This window comes from Pseudomonas sp. SK3(2021), from assembly GCF_016772375.1.
Lineage (GTDB): Bacteria > Pseudomonadota > Gammaproteobacteria > Pseudomonadales > Pseudomonadaceae > Aquipseudomonas > Aquipseudomonas chlororaphis_I.
Map to the genome: position 1 here is coordinate 6,095,044 of NZ_CP061943.1, position 16,642 is coordinate 6,111,685.

General features: G+C 61.5%; 12 protein-coding genes. 11 read left to right on the plus strand and 1 reads right to left on the minus strand.

What is annotated here, in order from left to right; all coding sequences use genetic code 11:
* Positions 1–68: 68 nt before the first annotated feature.
* The 7 genes from IF690_RS27145 to IF690_RS27175 all read left to right on the plus strand — a co-directional run bounded on the left by IF690_RS27145 (position 69) and on the right by IF690_RS27175 (position 8,121).
* Positions 69–1,100 (plus strand): DUF2169 family type VI secretion system accessory protein, encoded by a 1,032-nt coding sequence (locus IF690_RS27145; protein ID WP_202698129.1) that lies wholly within the window; start codon positions 69–71, stop codon positions 1,098–1,100.
* Positions 1,097–2,194 (plus strand): hypothetical protein, encoded by a 1,098-nt coding sequence (locus IF690_RS27150; RefSeq protein ID WP_202698130.1) that lies wholly within the window; start codon positions 1,097–1,099, stop codon positions 2,192–2,194. The genes IF690_RS27145 and IF690_RS27150 overlap by 4 nt, the downstream gene beginning before the upstream one ends.
* The gene (locus IF690_RS27155) at positions 2,194–3,261 is read left to right on the plus strand and encodes a DUF4150 domain-containing protein (protein ID WP_202698131.1); all 1,068 of its coding nucleotides are present in this window, start codon (positions 2,194–2,196) and stop codon (positions 3,259–3,261) included. The genes IF690_RS27150 and IF690_RS27155 overlap by 1 nt, the downstream gene beginning before the upstream one ends.
* A 44-nt stretch (positions 3,262–3,305) precedes the next feature.
* Positions 3,306–4,106, plus strand: a complete 801-nt coding sequence (locus IF690_RS27160; protein WP_202698132.1) for a hypothetical protein — start codon at positions 3,306–3,308, stop codon at positions 4,104–4,106.
* Entirely contained in the window at positions 4,107–4,850 is a 744-nt protein-coding gene (locus IF690_RS27165) for a hypothetical protein (RefSeq protein WP_202698133.1), read from the plus strand.
* Positions 4,847–6,163 (plus strand): TIGR02270 family protein, encoded by a 1,317-nt coding sequence (locus tag IF690_RS27170; RefSeq protein WP_202698134.1) that lies wholly within the window; start codon positions 4,847–4,849, stop codon positions 6,161–6,163. Before IF690_RS27165 ends, IF690_RS27170 begins: the two co-directional genes overlap by 4 nt.
* A gap of 1,154 nt (positions 6,164–7,317) precedes the next feature.
* Positions 7,318–8,121 carry a WaaZ-like lipopolysaccharide core biosynthesis protein gene (locus IF690_RS27175; protein WP_202698135.1) on the plus strand — a complete coding sequence of 268 codons (804 nt, stop codon included), beginning with the start codon at positions 7,318–7,320 and terminating at the stop codon, positions 8,119–8,121.
* A gap of 83 nt (positions 8,122–8,204) precedes the next feature.
* Here IF690_RS27175 and IF690_RS27180 read toward each other — a convergent pair whose 3' ends face one another.
* Positions 8,205–10,571 (minus strand): glucose/quinate/shikimate family membrane-bound PQQ-dependent dehydrogenase, encoded by a 2,367-nt coding sequence (locus IF690_RS27180; RefSeq protein WP_202698136.1) that lies wholly within the window; start codon positions 10,569–10,571, stop codon positions 8,205–8,207.
* A gap of 214 nt (positions 10,572–10,785) precedes the next feature.
* Between IF690_RS27180 and IF690_RS27185 the strand changes: the two genes are divergently transcribed.
* The 4 genes from IF690_RS27185 to pqqF all read left to right on the plus strand — a co-directional run bounded on the left by IF690_RS27185 (position 10,786) and on the right by pqqF (position 16,506).
* Positions 10,786–11,247 (plus strand): Lrp/AsnC family transcriptional regulator, encoded by a 462-nt coding sequence (locus IF690_RS27185; RefSeq protein ID WP_202698137.1) that lies wholly within the window; start codon positions 10,786–10,788, stop codon positions 11,245–11,247.
* A gap of 182 nt (positions 11,248–11,429) precedes the next feature.
* Positions 11,430–13,112: a flavin monoamine oxidase family protein gene (locus IF690_RS27190; RefSeq protein WP_202698138.1), complete on the plus strand. Its 1,683-nt coding sequence runs from the start codon at positions 11,430–11,432 to the stop codon at positions 13,110–13,112.
* 85 nt (positions 13,113–13,197) lie between these two features.
* Positions 13,198–13,992 (plus strand): carbon-nitrogen hydrolase family protein, encoded by a 795-nt coding sequence (locus tag IF690_RS27195; RefSeq protein ID WP_202698139.1) that lies wholly within the window; start codon positions 13,198–13,200, stop codon positions 13,990–13,992.
* 48 nt (positions 13,993–14,040) lie between these two features.
* The gene (pqqF, locus tag IF690_RS27200; RefSeq protein WP_202698140.1) at positions 14,041–16,506 is read left to right on the plus strand and encodes a pyrroloquinoline quinone biosynthesis protein PqqF; all 2,466 of its coding nucleotides are present in this window, start codon (positions 14,041–14,043) and stop codon (positions 16,504–16,506) included.
* Positions 16,507–16,642 lie beyond the last annotated feature (136 nt).

Below are 16,642 nucleotides of genomic sequence, written 5' to 3' on the forward strand. Positions count from 1 at the left end.
TGTTTATCGAAAACCTTTCACCCTACGTTGCAGGATGGAATTTAGGGTTTCTTTCGGATGGCCGCGAGGTGGCCATCGTCGTAGTCAAGGGAACCTTCCTTCTTAGCACGAACGATGCGCGTGGCCCGCGGCTGGCGGACACGCAGCAGCCCCTGCTCGAAGCCGATGTGTTCGGTCGGGATCCCGCGCGTGATGCCCCGATTCAGGAGAACGATTTCGTACCGTTCAAACCTCGGTGCGACATCCTGCTTCGCGCCCTGGCTCACGCGCCGGGCGGCAGGCCGGTCACCCGGTTGGACGCCGGCTTTCTCGTCGGTAATTGCCGCAAGGCGCTGACCGTCGTCGGGCAACGCGAATGGCACAACGGCCTGCTGCGTGCGAGCGCCAGCGAGCCCGTGCCCTTCGTTGTCCAAGACATCAGCTACGACCGTGCCTTCGGTGGCACCGACATCGACCCGAACCGCATCGAGCTCTATCGGGAAAATCCCGCTGGCACCGGCTATTGCCGCTTCAAGCAGAACCTCGACGGCATGCCCCTGCCCACGACGGAAGAACTCGGCCACCCAGTCACCCGCCCTACCGGCCGGTACCGGCCCATGGCCTTCGGCCCCCTCGGACGCCACTGGCTGCCCCGTTGCAGCTATGCGGGCACCTACGACGCGAAATGGCAGGAGGAGCGGATGCCCTTCCTGCCCGACGATTTCGACCCCCGCTACTACCAGGCCGCCCCGCCGGACCAGCAAATCCCCTATCCGCAAGGAGGCGAGCCCATCGTGCTGCTCCACCTGACGCCGGAAGAGCGCCTGCAATCGCAGATCCCCCGCGAAACGCTGTACGTGCGCTTCGTGCGCAAGCGCGGGCCGGTCACCGAGCTGCGCGCGCAACTCGATACCGTGCTGATCGAGCCCGAAGACAACCGCCTGTGCCTGACCTGGCGCGCCGCCTGCCCGCTGGACCGGGATGCCTTCGAGCTGAGCGAAATGCTGGTCGAGCCGGAATCCGCCCGTACCGCCGGCCTGTTGCGGGCCCGCCAGAGCGGCAAGCGCTACTACCGCAACCTCGAGGAGCTGATCCGCTCGCGCAAAGGGGGCTGGCTATGAGCCTGGGCGGCCAATTGTCGGTGCTGGGGCATGCGATGCTCACTGCACTGGGCGCCGATGGGCCGAGTACCTGCGCGGCGATGAGGGCGGGTATCAGCGGCGCGCGCGAAGCCAATCTGTGGGATTTCACGGTCGGCGAAAATCTCCAAGCTGCACGCACCCGAATGCACCAATGGTGGGAAGGTCCGACCATGGTGCCAGAACTGGCAGCCCCCGTAATACGGCAATGCTGGCAACAGGCGTTGCAGCTTGGCCTGGCTCAAGGTACGGACGATGCGCCGGCCGTGCCGGTGCTGATCATCCTGCCGCCCGTGGACCGGCCGCATCGCTCGCCTGAACTGGATCAATTGGTGCTGGATGGCTTGGCGCAGCGCTTCGGCCACCCGCTTCCACAAGGCTCGCGCACTGTTGCCCACGGGCGCACCGGCATCCTTCCGGCACTGCGTACCGCCCATGAGTTGCTATCTAACCACGTTGCGGCCGCTTGCATCGTCGTCGGCGTGGAGAGTTTCTTGCGACAGGTGCTGGTCGAGCACTACATCGAGCAAGACCGCCTGCTCTGCGGCACCCATAGCAACGGCTTCATGCCTGGCGAAGCCGCCTGCGCGGTGCTGGTGGCCCGCCACGGAACACATCCAGCCGACGAGCTTGTGATCGTGGGCACCGGCTCTGGTCAAGAACCCAGCGGCGACGGCGGCAGCGCCGATAACCCTGTGCGCGGCGAGGGCCTGACCCAGGCAATCCGCCAGGCGCTGAGCGAAGCCGGTATCGTTTTTCACGATCTCAATTTTTCGATCAGCGACCTTAACGGCGAACACTTCAAGTTCAAGGAGGCTGCCTTTGCTGCCGGGCGCCTCGACCGTCTGCCGCCGGATGGGCACTCGCGTAGGCCGCGCGGCTTTATGGAAACCTGGCACCCGGTGGAAGGCATCGGCGAGGTGGGCGCGGCAATCTTTCCCTGCCTGCTCGGCTGGGCCTTCGAGGCCGGGCTCAAGGGCTATGCACCGAGCCAGCATGCACTGCTGCACGCCGGGGAAGACAACGGCGAGCGTGTGGCGCTGGTCACGCGTTTCGAACACAAGGGAGCGAACTGATGGGCAGGAACGTCTTCGCCAACGGCCTGGAAATCTCCGCCAAGGCCTCCGATAACCGATCCATCGCGGCCATGCCCGATGTCTGCCTATCGCCACCGGGGCCTCCATCCGGGCCGGTACCGATTCCGTACCCGAACAGTGCCTTTGCACGACACACCACCAGAGGCAGCCGCACGGTGAAGATCGGCGGTCGGGAGGTGGGGAAAAAGAATATTTCGAAATACGGTAAGAGTACCGGCGATGAACCGGCGACACGGAATTTCGGGATGGGGGTGATTTCCCACAACATTACCGGACCGATGAAGTTTGCGGCATGGTCGATGGATGTAAAAGTTGAGGGTGCGAATGTCAATCGGCATATGGACCTGACAACACATAACCACTCTAATGGGGGAAATAATCCAGGAATGGATATTGGAGAAATTACCCACTCCTATAACAAAGGACACTGCAGTACTCTAGCCCAAAAAAACAATAAGGCTCGCAAACGTCTGGGGGACGGGAATTACGCTATCACACATGCATCTCACAAAGCTGTTGGGAAGAAACGAAATAGGACCAGGAGAGCCTGTAGCTCGGCCGAAATTGTAAAAAAAGAAAATGGCTGGGATACTGGATTATCTACCAAAGATTCCATAGAAAATTTAGACACTGACCGCACAAAATATATTGATACCACCTCAGAAACACCAAAGACACAAATTGATAAGCCTGAGCCCAAGCCCCATGACAAGCATTCCACTCTTGCCTGTTTCGGTTTCAAGGAAGGCGGAAAAAGCCCGCATAGATATATAGACTGGGCACGAACATCCAATGCCGCCGCCGCTCATACCGAAGCAAAGATAATCGATGAAATATACAAAACCATCAATGGACATGGTGGGACGCTGCTTCTATGCATTGATTACCCGAAAGGCGAAAATGATACCAACCTACCTCTGAGACGAAGATCTCCATGTAAACCAAGATGCCAGCCACTTATTTGCGAAGTACAGAAGGCTGGCTGCCTGACTATCGTACTCTGTGATCAGGAGAATAACCCTGTACCCCCAGATTGCCCTCCATAAAAGATCCGGAGAGCAGATCAAGTCACCTAGCAAGTGAGGGAACGATGTCGAGCTCTATTCGATTTGTACGGCCTGAATTTATTCCCGACTTAGTGGTGGGGGCCCCGATCCAATTTGTTTGGAAAGGCGCGAATTGTCACTGCGGTCCTTTAGAAGCCGTGACGCCCTTATTGAGACGGCTTGATGACACGACTATTTGCGGACAGTTAACCCTTTGTACCGGATTGCTGACTTGGGCCGCTTGGCGCTTTATGGGCTGTACCGATCAAGCTGGCCCGTGCCTGGAACTGGCCGAGGCTGCTTTTGCCTATCAAGTCGACTGGCGCTACACGGATCGAAGTGCGGGCACGGTGCATACGCCGCCCAACACGCCACCAGCTCTCTCTTCCTTGATGGAAGTTGCAGTCTATATGTGGCAAAGCCTGAACAAGGACGAATTTTGGGACAATTACTACACCCCCCTCATGCAAACTTTTCATGCCGCGCATGTGGTTCAGCACGTCATGCCAAAAGCCGAGCGCCGGACGTTTGTCCATTGGTTCGATCAGGTCATCAAACGCGTTCAGTGTCATGCCAAGGCACCTGACGATCCGTTTCGGACAGAAAGCGATTTCGACAGTACCGAGGCGTGGAAGGCATATGCCGCCAGACAACGCGGGCTCGCACTGCCGCCTGAAATCATCAATCCGCAGGTGGACTACCGAGCCGAGGATCGAGAACAGTTAGTCGCGCGCTTCATTGCCAATCTGGACTGGACGAAAAACCGGTACCTGCGGTCCCCGGATGCCATGCGCGCTTTGGGTTTCGAAGGCGAACCCTATCGGGGCGACCTCGGGAGGGCGTAGATGATTAGTCACCGCTGGTACATCGACGAAGCGGGGATCGTCTCGGCCCAACGCTCGTATGCGTGGGATGAATGGAACATCAAGGAGTACTACCGGTATCTCGACGAGGACTGGTTCGATCGGCTCGACGCACTGACCGGCAAGGCCAACCTGGGCTTGACCATTGCAGCGGCAGAGTGGCTGATTCATCAGTTCTCTTCGTCCGACCCGGACCCAGAACCCGGCTTGTACCTGGAGGCTGCCTGGGCAGGAGCGGTTCACTCCGCCTACTGCCCGTACATGGAAACCGGCGACGACCCTTGGCGCGGACCGGTGCGAGGCCCGATGTCCATGGCGATGACCATCGTCAATGACGCACTTTATGGGCTCGAGCACAACCCCGATATCTCCGTGCGGGCCTGTTGGCTCTACAACCTGACGCGCCATGTGCTGCCCGACACCAAGGCTTTCGATGCCTGGTGGGAAAACTGCGTGCAGCGGCTCGAACGGTTCCATTCCATAGCCATCGAGTTGTCAGACTACGAACCGGACCTTTTCGAAAACTTTCCGAACATGGGGTCGCCGGTGCCGCCGGAGGCTTTCGACCCGCGGCGCTCCTACGATCCCGCACAGAACCCATCGTTGTGGGACGCTTATCTCCGCAGCCTGGACCCGTCAGCCAATCCTTTCTTGTCCCCACCCGAAGAGCTAGCCGAACATGACGATCTTCCCGGGCCGCCTTATCACTACATTGCCATCCCATGAGCCTGGATCTGTACGACGACATCACAGAGGAACACGCCGAGGAAGCGATCTTTCTGTGGCACCTCCGCACCTTGGCCACCCGACAGCCACACTACCTTCTCGATGACCTGGATCTGCTGGACAACCGGATCGCCGCGCATGTCGGTGGCTTGCGTATCAATGCCGAGGTGGGCTGGGCTGCCTGCCGGGAGCTGTTGACCGATACCGACATGCCGGCCATCGCGCCGCTCACCTTGATGGCGCTCGAAGCGGCCGATCATGCCAACCTGGAATCGCTGTTCGAACTCGCCGAGCACGAGCCGGCGTTTCAGCCCGCGCTGGAGTCGGCATTCGGCTGGGTATCGTCGCAATTTCTGCGGGGCACAGTGCAAGCCATGCTGCAATCGGCATCGCCCCTACGCCGACGTATCGGCATCGTCTGTTGCGCGATGCACCGTGTCGATCCCGGCCCGGTCCTGCTGTCCGCCATCGCCGATGCCGAGCCGGCCCTTCGGGCCCGCGCGCTGCGTTCGGCGGGTGAACTGGGACGCCTGGATCTGTTGGAGTGCTGCCTGCATTCACTGGCTGACGAGAATCCCGCTTGCCGCTATTGGGCCGGAGCTTCGGCGTTGTTGCTGGGGAATCGCGGCCGGGCGGTCGAAGCGCTTGTGGCGATGGGAGCATCCACTGGTCCCTGGCAGGAGCGGGCGCTGCGTAGAGTGTTGAAGGTCTTGGATGCCTCCGCTGCCCGAACGTTGCTTTCGCCTCTTACGCAGCAACCCGCAGCCCTGCGTGCGGCGATCCAGGGTGTAGGACACACGGGGCAAATCGTCTATTGCGACTGGCTGATCGAGCGCATGCGCAGCCTCGAAACCGCGCGCCTGGCGGCCGAGGCGTTCACCTTCATCACCGGCGCGGACCTGGCCGAACTCGAACTGGAGCGCCCACCTCCGGAAGACGTGGAATATGGCCCGAACGACGACCCGGACGACGACAATGTCGCGATGGATGAAGATGAAGATTTGCCCTGGCCCGATGCGGACAAGGTGGCCGAGTGGTGGCGAGTACAGGCGCCACGGTTTTCCGAAGGTATCCGCTATTTCCTCGGAGAGCCGCCAACGCGCAGCCATTGTCTGCGCGTCTTGCGGTATGGCTATCAGCGCCAGCGCATCGCGGCGGCCCAGTATCTTTGCCTACTGGAGCCGGGCACGCCGCTTTTCCCCGTGATTGCTCCCGCATGGCGGCAGTTGCGCTTGCTGGACGAAATTGGCCGCCGGGACGAAGCGGAAGCTCCTCACCTCGCCCCGGGCAGGCCAAAGCCGGCATGCCCGTGAAGACGCTGTGCCGGCGGCGCAGCGAGAGGCGCTAAAGGAGTGTAAGAAGCGCTGCGTTCTTGGCACTGCTTTGCGAGACACGTGGCATTGCTCGGTTCTCCATCGCCTCCACCGCCGCGCGGTGCCATGTCATTGTATTTCAGTTCGGAAGGGCTCAGATCCTTCGTCATGACGAAGAATCACGTGGGTACGTGGGCTAATGCAGGATAGGCAAACCACCGGGTTTTTACCGGGGCAATTTACTGAAAGTTGACGTAAGAGACCGCGTAAGTCGGGTGTGGCGCTATGATATTAATGGCTTGCCTAGCCAAAGCGGAGAGGCTGTCTTATTCGCCGCCCTACATGACAACGAGGCAGAGCTCCTAAGCGGGGATAAGCGGGGATAAGCGGGCGTATATAGCCCTCGCCAAGGTTGATGGAATGCCCTTGGTAGACGCCCTCTGGGCTCAATTAATCTGCTTCGAAGAAGCCATGTACCTAGTGTTGAAACACGTAGACTTCCAGCTTGTGTCCGATAAGGTGCGGGCTCGACCAGATGTCGATATAGCTATTAGCATCTCGTTTGGACGTGCAGTAGCAAATCCATTGGAGACAGTGAACGAGGCGTTTCTGGCTTACCTTCGAAGCCTGCAAGCAGATACTGGCGGAAAATACCTTCTGCCCATCTGATCTCACCCTATGTGCTTGGGGAGGACAAATCAGTACGCTAGCGGTACATCACTGATATCTCATACGCATAGAAATATTACGGTAACCTACTGATTATGAACAACTTTATACTTCCTGTACTTTCGGAAGATTACGCTTGTTTTTACTGAGCTTACTGCGTCGCCCAGCAACTCATAATCCTTTGGTCCACGGTTCGAGTCCGTGTGGGCCCACCATCTTGAAAGCCGCGCATTGCGCGGCTTTTGCGTATTCACGGCGCTGCAGATCCCTCGATTCGGCCGCCAGGCCGGCAAAGCAGCCGATCATTTCTTCCAAGAAATCAGCCCTAGCGCACAACTATTAAAAACCGCCACGGTCATAACCGAGCGGAAGTCGCGCATGGCCGACGTTTGGTCCTAGACTGCCTTTCTATCAGTGGGGGAGAGCCTGTCCTTTCCCCGTGTGATGCACCACCTAAGCCACCCCCTAATAATCAGAGTGGCCTGATGATTCGGACACAGCACATGGAAGTAGTATCTACGGCGCCTTCGCCTGGCCGGGTAACGGGGTTCGCACGTTGCCGGAATATTCAGCAAGGCCCTGTTTTCATTATTGCATCCGGTAGTTCGGCAAAGGACTTCCCCATCGAAGCCTTTTCCAACATCCCGATGATCACCATGAACGGGGCCATCTCAATGTTCCACGGGACCGGCATACAGCCTTTTTTTTATGCCTGCACCGACACTAGCTTCTCCCTCCAGCAACCCGAACTCTTCGCCCAGGCTATGGCTACCAGTCAGCGTGTGGCGCTCTGGGAAGAACATGCCCGGACGATTCCGATCCAGCCTCGCGGCGAGCTGTTTCTGCTGAAGAAAGCGCCACGACAGACCTGGAAGGAGCGGTTGCTCAGGAGCAACCGCGACCTGGTTCGCCCTCCTCTGCTCTGGGGCAACAGGAGCCGGACCATCGGCTTCAGCAAGAATCTCGAACTGGGTTTCTTCGACGCCCGCACAGTGGCTTATCTGACGCTGCAACTGGCCTATCACGCCGGCTTCGATACGGTGATCCTGGTGGGCGTCGACCTGCGTCCTGCCCAGGGGCGCTTTTATGAAACGCCAGACACCTTCAAGTCGCCCTGCGGCCTGGACCAGCACCTGCAATCACGGATCCTGCCGTCCTTGAAGCTGATGTCGGACAAGGTCATGGGCAAGGACTTCTCGGTGTACAACCTGTCTCCCACATCGATCATTCCTGCTTCGATCATTCCCCACGTCAGCCTCGACGAACTCGGCAAAGTGATTCATCGCTGAGTTTTTGCAGGTGAACCAAGGGGTTGAATCCGCCACAAAAAAACCGCGCCAGGCGCGGTTTTTCTGTAGGGCAGGATCAGCCGTTATTCGGGCAACGCATAAGCGATCACATAGTCCCCACGGTCCGGCGACTGACGCGCACCGCCAGCGGTCAGCAGGATGTACTGCCTGCCGGTCTTAGGCGAAACGTAAGTCATGGGCCCCGATTGGCTGCCCACCGGCAGGCGGGCTTTCCAGATTTCGTTGCCGTTGCCGGTATCGAAGGCGCGCAGGTAGAAGTCCTGGGTGCCGGCGAAGAACAACAGGCCGGATTGGGTCGCCAGGGATGCACCCAGGGTCGGCATGCCGATCGGGATTGGCATGTGCATGCGAATACCCAGGGGACCGGTGTCCTGTACGGTACCGACCGGCACCTGCCACACCAGCTTCCTGGTTTTCAGGTCGATGGCCGACATGGTGCCGAACGGTGGCTTCTGGCATGGAATACCGGCAGGCGAGAGGAAACGCTGGCGCATGGCCCCAAACGGCGTGCCGTCCTGGGGTACTACGCCCATTTCGATACCGCTGGCCCCGGCCGCGATCTTCGCCCGCGGGATCATGTAGTTGGCCAGGCCCAGGCGCATGTCGTTGACGAACATATAGTTGCTGTTCGGGTCTACCGACACGCTGCCCCAGTTCATGCCACCCAGGGAGCCTGGGAACTGCAAGGCGTGATCCATGCCCGGCGGGGTATAGACGCCTTCATGGCGCATGCCCTTGAACTGGATGCGGCACATCAACTGGTCGAACGGCGTGGCGCCCCACATGTCCGACTCGGTGAGGGTCTGATTGCCGATCGACGGCATCTCCACCGAGAAAGGCTGGGTTGGCGAATAGCGTTCGCCCGGCATATTGCCCTGCGGCACCGGACGCTCTTCCACCCGGGCGATAGGCACGCCGGTTTCGCGGTTGAGCAGGAAGATCTCACCCTGCTTGGTGACCTGCGCCAGCGCCGGTTGTACCCCGCCCTTGTCGTCCGGCACGTCGTACAGCAGCGGCTGCGCCGGCAGGTCGAAGTCCCACAAGTCGTGATGAGTGGTCTGGAAGTGCCAGCGCACCTGACCAGTCTTCACATTCAGAGCGACGATGGACGAACTCCACTTGTCGTCGAACTCCGTGCGTTGACCGGCGAAAAAGTCTGGCGTGGCGTTGCCAGTCGGCAGATAAACCAGACCGAGCTTGGCGTCATAGGACATGGCCGACCAGACGTTCGGTGTACCGCGGGTGTAGGTCTCGCCTGCCGGTGGACGCTTGGTGGTAGTCGGGTTGCCCGGATCCCAGGCCCACATCAGCTCGCCGCTGCGCACGTCGAAGGCGCGGACCACACCCGGTGGCTCGCCGATGGAATAGTTGTCCGCTACCCGGCCACCGACGATGACTACGTTGCCGGCCACCAGCGGAGTCGAGGTCTGCTGGTAGTAACCAGGCTTCACCTCGCCCATGTCGGTTTTCAGGTCGACCGTGCCCTTGTCGCCGAAGTCTTCGCACGGCTTGCCGGTTTCTGCGTTGATCGCGATCAGGCGCGCATCGCCGGTCGGCAGGAACAAACGCTTGGTGCAGGCGGCCGGAGCGACTGCGGCCTCGGCGGCAGGCTCGGCGGAGGCATCGAAGTAACCCAGGCCGCGGCAACGCTGCCAGTTAGGCGCCGAACCTTGCGGATCGAACTTCCAGCGTTCGGCGCCAGTGTCGGCGTCCAGGGCGAATACCTTGCCGTAGGCGGTGCAGGTATAGACCGTGTCACCAATCTGCAGCGGCGTGTTCTGGTCTTCGGCGCCCGCGCCGGTGCTTTGCGGAATATCGCCGGTACGGAAAGTCCAGGCCACCTGCAACTGGTCGATGTTGCCCTTGTTGATCTGGTCCAGCGCGGCAAAACGATTGCCGGCGGTGGTGTTGCCCCAATGGGCCCAATCCTTCTGCTCGGTACCTGGAGCCACGGGCTTGATTGCCGGCTCGCTGCTGGCCTTGACCACATGGGTCGGCACGAACATGTAGGCCAGGGTCGCCACGACACCAATGCCCAACACACCTGCCAGGCCATAAGCGCCACGGCCGGCGGTCGCACCCGAAGCCCGTACCAGGGTTGGATAGACCAGCGCCACCACCAGGCCGATAACGGCGAAGGTCAGTACTCGCGAAACCAGCGGCCAGTACTCCAGCCCGGCATCCCAGACCGCCCAGATCGCCGTCAGGACCAGCGCCCCCCCGTACAGCCAGGCGCCGCGCGGATTACGCCGGGCGATCAGCAGCCCGGAAACGATCATCGCCAGGCCCATCAGCAGGAAGAACCAGCTGCCGCCCAGGCTGACCAGGTACCCGCCGCCGCCAGCCAGCCCCAGGCCGATCAATGCGATCAGCACACCCAGCGCCCCCAGCAGCCATTTGCTGCCGGTGGCAGCCCCAGAATTATTCATATCGGAAATTTCTCCCATTCTTTGCGTGGCGAGAGAATGTACTAACCGGTTACTTATGACAACTTGTCGCAGTTAATCCGTGGCAAAAAATCTCAGGTGTGCCCTTGAGCCTAGCCGTCACAGCACAGCCCGCAGCCAGTACGCCATGTCACGAGCATCGCCCCCAGCAAGCCTGTAACATGCTCGGCCACCGTTGCCCGCGCCGGAGTTCACCTTGTCTGACAGCCGCCCTCCCGTCCTCGACGAAATCGACCGCCAACTGATCGCGGCCCTGCAGATCAATGCCCGCGAAAGCGTGGCCATGCTCGCCCGGCAGCTGGGAGTCGCCCGCACCACCGTGACCTCGCGCCTGGCGCGGCTGGAAAAGGCGCGGGTGATTACCGGTTATGGCGTGCGCCTGGGTCAGCGGGTCATCGATGGCGGCTTGCAGGCTTACGTAGGGATCAAGGTCCAGCCGCGCTCCGGCAAGGAGGTACTGCGGCGCCTGAGCGCCATGGCCCAGGTCCAGCAGCTCTGCGCCGTGAGTGGCGAATTTGACTATGTCGCCTGGCTGCGCACCGACTCGCCGGAACAGCTCGACCAATTGCTCGACCAGATCGGCAGCGTCGACGGTGTGGAAAAGACCACCACCTCGATCATCCTCAGCAGCAAGATCGACCGTGGGCACCCCGTCTGAAGGGCCTGTTCTCGCTGCGACATGCGCAATTCGTCAGTCTGCAAAGCCCTATCGTCATATTGATCATCAATCATTCAAAACGACGACACTTTGCGTCTTATTAACGTGCGCAACGCTCCCTAGAATGGCTGCCATCTTTTCCTATACTCAGCGCTCTGCTCGAGTCGCCAGCAAGGTCAGCCATGAACAAGAACAATCGCCATCCTGCAGACGGTAAGAAACCCATCACCATTTTCGGCCCGGACTTCCCGTTCGCCTTCGACGACTGGATCGAACACCCGGCCGGCCTGGGCAGTATCCCCGAAGCCAACCATGGCGCCGAAGTGGCGATTGTCGGCGCCGGTATCGCCGGGCTGGTAGCGGCCTACGAGCTGATGAAACTGGGCCTCAAGCCCGTGGTGTATGAAGCCTCGAAAATGGGCGGCCGACTGCGCTCCCAGGCGTTCGAAGGCGCCGAAGGGATCATCGCGGAGCTGGGCGGCATGCGCTTTCCGGTGTCCTCCACGGCCTTCTATCACTATGTCGACAAGCTGGGGCTGGAGACCAAGCCCTTTCCCAACCCGCTGACGCCGGCTTCCGGCAGTACCGTGATCGACCTCGAAGGCCAGACTCACTACGCGCAGAAGCTCGCCGACCTGCCGGCGCTGTTCCAGGAAGTGGCCGACGCCTGGGCCGATGCCCTGGAAGACGGTTCGCGCTTCAGCGAAATCCAGCAGGCCATTCGCGAGCGCGACGTGCCGCGCCTCAAGGAACTGTGGAACACCCTGGTACCGCTGTGGGACGACCGCACCTTCTATGACTTCGTCGCCACCTCGAAAGCCTTCGCCAAACTGTCGTTCCATCACCGCGAAGTGTTCGGCCAGGTCGGTTTCGGTACCGGCGGCTGGGATTCGGACTTCCCCAACTCGATGCTGGAAATCTTCCGCGTGGTGATGACCAACTGCGACGATCACCAACACCTGGTGGTCGGCGGCGTGGAACAGGTGCCACTGGGCATCTGGCGTCATGTGCCGGAGCGCTGCGCCCACTGGCCGCAAGGCACCAGCCTCAGTTCGCTGCACCATGGTGCGCCGCGTCCCGGGGTGAAACGTATCGCCCGGGCCGCCGATGGCCGCTTCAGTGTCACCGACAACTGGGGCGATACCCGCGAATACGCGGCGGTGCTGACCACCTGCCAGAGCTGGCTGCTGACCACCCAGATCGAATGCGAAGAATCGCTGTTCTCGCAGAAGATGTGGATGGCCCTGGACCGCACCCGCTACATGCAGTCGTCGAAGACCTTCGTCATGGTCGACCGGCCGTTCTGGAAGGACAAGGATCCGCAAACCGGTCGCGACCTGATGAGCATGACCCTCACCGACCGCCTGACCCGCGGCACGTACCTGTTCGACAACGGCGACGATAAGCCGGGGGTCATCTGCCTGTCCTATTCGTGGATGAGCGACGCCCTGAAGATGCTGCCGCACCCGGTGGAAAAACGGGTCAAGCTGGCCCTCGACGCACTGAAGAAGATCTACCCGAAAGTCGATATCGCCGGGCGCATCATCGGCGACCCGATCACCGTGTCATGGGAAGCCGACCCGCACTTCCTCGGCGCGTTCAAGGGTGCGCTGCCCGGCCACTACCGCTACAACCAGCGCATGTACGCGCACTTCATGCAGGACGACCTGCCCGCCGAACAGCGCGGTATCTTCATCGCCGGCGACGACGTGTCCTGGACCCCGGCCTGGGTCGAGGGCGCGGTACAGACCTCGCTCAATGCGGTCTGGGGCATCATGAAGCACTTCGGCGGGCAGACCCACGCCGAGAACCCGGGCCCGGGCGACGTGTTCCACGAAATCGGCCCGATCGCCCTGGCCGACTGAACCTGTAGCCGCTGCCGCGGGCTGCGATCGAGCAGCCTGCGGCAACGGCTACCGTGACAGTCCAGCGCACAGAGGAGTCATCACCATGCGTGTCGCGCTTTATCAATGTGCCCCACAACCGCTGGATGTCGCCGGCAACCTGCAACGCCTGCAGAAAGTCGCCGTGGAAGCCTCCGACGCCGACCTGCTGGTGCTGCCGGAAATGTTCCTCAGCGGCTACAACATCGGTGTAGAGGCGGTGGGTGCCCTGGCCGAAGCCCAGGATGGCCCGTCGGCGCAATACATCGCCAATGTCGCCCAGTCGGCGGGCATCGCAATTCTGTATGGCTACCCGGAGCGCGCCGACGACGGCCAGATCTACAACGCCGTGCAGCTGATCGACAGCAACGGCCAGCGCCTGTGCAACTACCGCAAGACCCACCTGTTCGGCGATCTCGACCGCTCGATGTTCAGCGCCGGTCCGGACGATTTCCCCCTGGTGGAACTCAATGGCTGGAAGCTCGGTTTCCTCATCTGCTATGACATCGAGTTCCCGGAGAACGCCAGGCGCCTGGCGCTGGCCGGGGCCGAGCTGATCCTGGTGCCCACCGCCAACATGCTGCCCTACGACTTTATCGCCGATGTCACCGTGCGTTCGCGCGCCTTCGAAAACCAATGTTATGTGGCCTACGCCAACTACTGCGGCCACGAAGACGAGATCCACTACTGCGGCCAGAGCAGCATCGCCGCTCCCGACGGCCAGCGGATTGCCCTCGCCGGGCTGGATGAAGCCCTGATAACCGGCACGCTGGACCGCCAGTTGATGCTCGACTCGCGCGCCGCCAACCGTTATTTCCATGACCGGCGCCCGGAGCTTTACGACGACCTGAACAAGCGCTGATCTGGGGTTATCCGCTAGCATGGGCGCTTCACTGTTCTGGAAGTGCTCATGCCCGCGCTGAACCACCCTCTGCCTCATCAGGAAACCCTGGCCAACGGCCTGCGGGTTTCACTGCACCATGTCCCTCGATTGAAGCGTTGCGCGGCGGCCCTGCGGGTCTCGGCCGGCAGTCACGATGTACCGCTGGCCTGGCCCGGGCTGGCGCACTTTCTCGAACATCTGCTGTTTCTCGGCACCGAGCGTTTTCCCGCGGAACAGGGCCTGATGGCCTATGTGCAACGCCACGGCGGCCAGGTGAACGCCAGCACCGGCGAGCGCCACACCGATTTTTTCTTCGAACTGCCCCCCGCGGATTTCGCCGCCGGGCTGGAGCGCCTGGCCGACATGCTCGCCCACCCGCGCATGAGCCAGGAGGACCAGTTGCGCGAGCGCGAGGTGCTGCATGCGGAGTTCATCGCCTGGTCGCGGGATGCCGCGGCACAACGGCAGTTTGCCTTGCTCGACGGGCTGTCGGCGGAACACCCGCTACGGGCGTTCCATGCGGGCAATCGTTACAGCCTCAATGTGCCGCGCCCGGCGTTTCAACAGGCGCTGCGAGCCTTCTATCAGGCTCACTACCACAGTGGGCAAATGTCCCTGAGCCTGGCCGGCCCACAGTCGCTGGAGGAGCTGAAAGTCTTGGCGCAGGGTTTCAGCAACGCCCTCGCTGCCGGTAAAGCTCAACTGCAAGACGCCCCTGTGCCCTTGCTGGCATCTGCGCAGCAACATTATCAACAGCTTGAAGGGAACCACCTGAACCTGCTGTTCGCCTGCGAGCAACTGCCCACGGCCGCCCGCGAAGCGCTGGATTTTCTCTGCACCTGGCTGGCCTCCGGCAAACCCGGCGGGCTGCTGGCCACGCTCAAGGAACGCAAGCGGGTCGAGGGGCTGAAGGCTACGCCGCTGTATCAGTTCGCCGGTCAGGCGCTGCTGCATATCCAGTTCGACTTGACCGAGCAAGGCGCCCAACAGCCGGAGCAGGTGAGTGAGTTGTTCTTCGAATGGCTGGCCTTTTTCAGCAGCCAGGACGACTGGCCAGCATTGCGCGACGAATACGCCCTGCTGCAACAGCGCAAACGCCAGGTCGCCAGCGCACTGGCGTTGGCAAGACTGAACAACGAACAGCTGGAACCGCAACTCTCCGACCACGGCGTCACGGCCCTCAAGGTCTTGCTGTCGCAACTTCAACCCCTGCGGGCCGCCAGCAGCGCTATCCACTGGCAGCTGCCTGCGCCCAATCCATTCCTGCGCAGCTCGGCGCCAGCCGCCCGGGCCGGCCTGATCCGCGGGCAAACCAGCGCCCACCGTGGCTTGCGGACTTTTGCCCAGGACCGCTTGCGGCAGCGTCGCGAGTCATCGGCGATGACCTTCAGCCAAGCCATCGCCGACGACGCTGGCGAGGCCGCCCTGTACTTGCGCTGGCGCCTGCAAGAGGTGTTGCCGCTGGAGCTATGCAGCCGCTTGCAAAACCACCTGCGCAACCTGCGGGACGACGGGCTTCAGGCGGGCGTCGAATTATCCTTTGGCGTCTCGGGCAACCAGTGCCTGTTGACGCTGAAAGGGCTTCCCGAGCCGATGCCGGCCATGCTCCAGCAGGCTCTGCTGGAACTGAACCAACCCGGCGCGGCGTTCTGGCAAATGCCCCCGGCGGCTCCTACGCCGCTGTTACCAATCCGCCAATTGCTCCAGGAGCTGCCCGAGCGCTGCCTGGACATACCCGCCTCCCAGGTGCCGCATCCACTGGATGAGCAAGGCTGGCAAACGCTGTGGGAGAGCGCCCGCTGGGACGGCCTGGCCATCGGCCTGGGCCATGCCCAAAGCGCGATCGGCGCGGCATTGGGCAAAGCCCCCGGGAACGCCGACAGCCAGCTTCCACCACCGCCCTCGATAGCCGGGCAGCAGCACTGGCATGAGCTCGCAACCGGCTCCGGCGAGCAGGCCCTGCTGCTGTTCTGCCCGACACCGGGCAGCACCCTTCAGCAGGAAGCCAGCTGGCGGCTGCTGGGGCAACTTGGCCAGATGCCGTTCTATCAGCGCCTGCGGGTCGAGTTGCAACTGGGCTATGCGGTGTTCAGCGGCATGCGGCAGATCAACGGCCAGACCGGCCTGCTGTTCGGCGTGCAATCGCCCAGCGCTTCGCTGAGCGAGATCCTCGAGCATATCCAGGCGTTCCTGGCGCGGTTGCCCGAGTCGATCGAGGCACTGGATGACGCCTCCCTGGACGACCTCAAGACTAACCTCGCCGCCCAGTTCGATGCCCGTGCATTGCCCGTGGCGCAACTGGCCGAGCTGCTCTGGCAGGGCCGACTGGCCGGCCATCCGTCGGATTACCTGGAGCAACTGCAACAGGAGATAATGGCGGCGACCCGGCCACAGCTGTTGCTCGCGGCCGAACAATTGCAGCAGGCGCAAGGCGGCTGGCGCTGCCTGGCCAGCGGTGCCTGTCCGGGCGAACCCTGGCAAGCGGGAAGATGATCATTACCCTGGCTGCAACGAGCTTTCTTCAACAAATGCGGTCATTCCCCAGGGGGAATTTAGTAAGATAGCCCCCTAAGCATCTGAACATCTCCGGTTGGAGGTGGACTATATGTATAGATCTCAACTGTCCCAC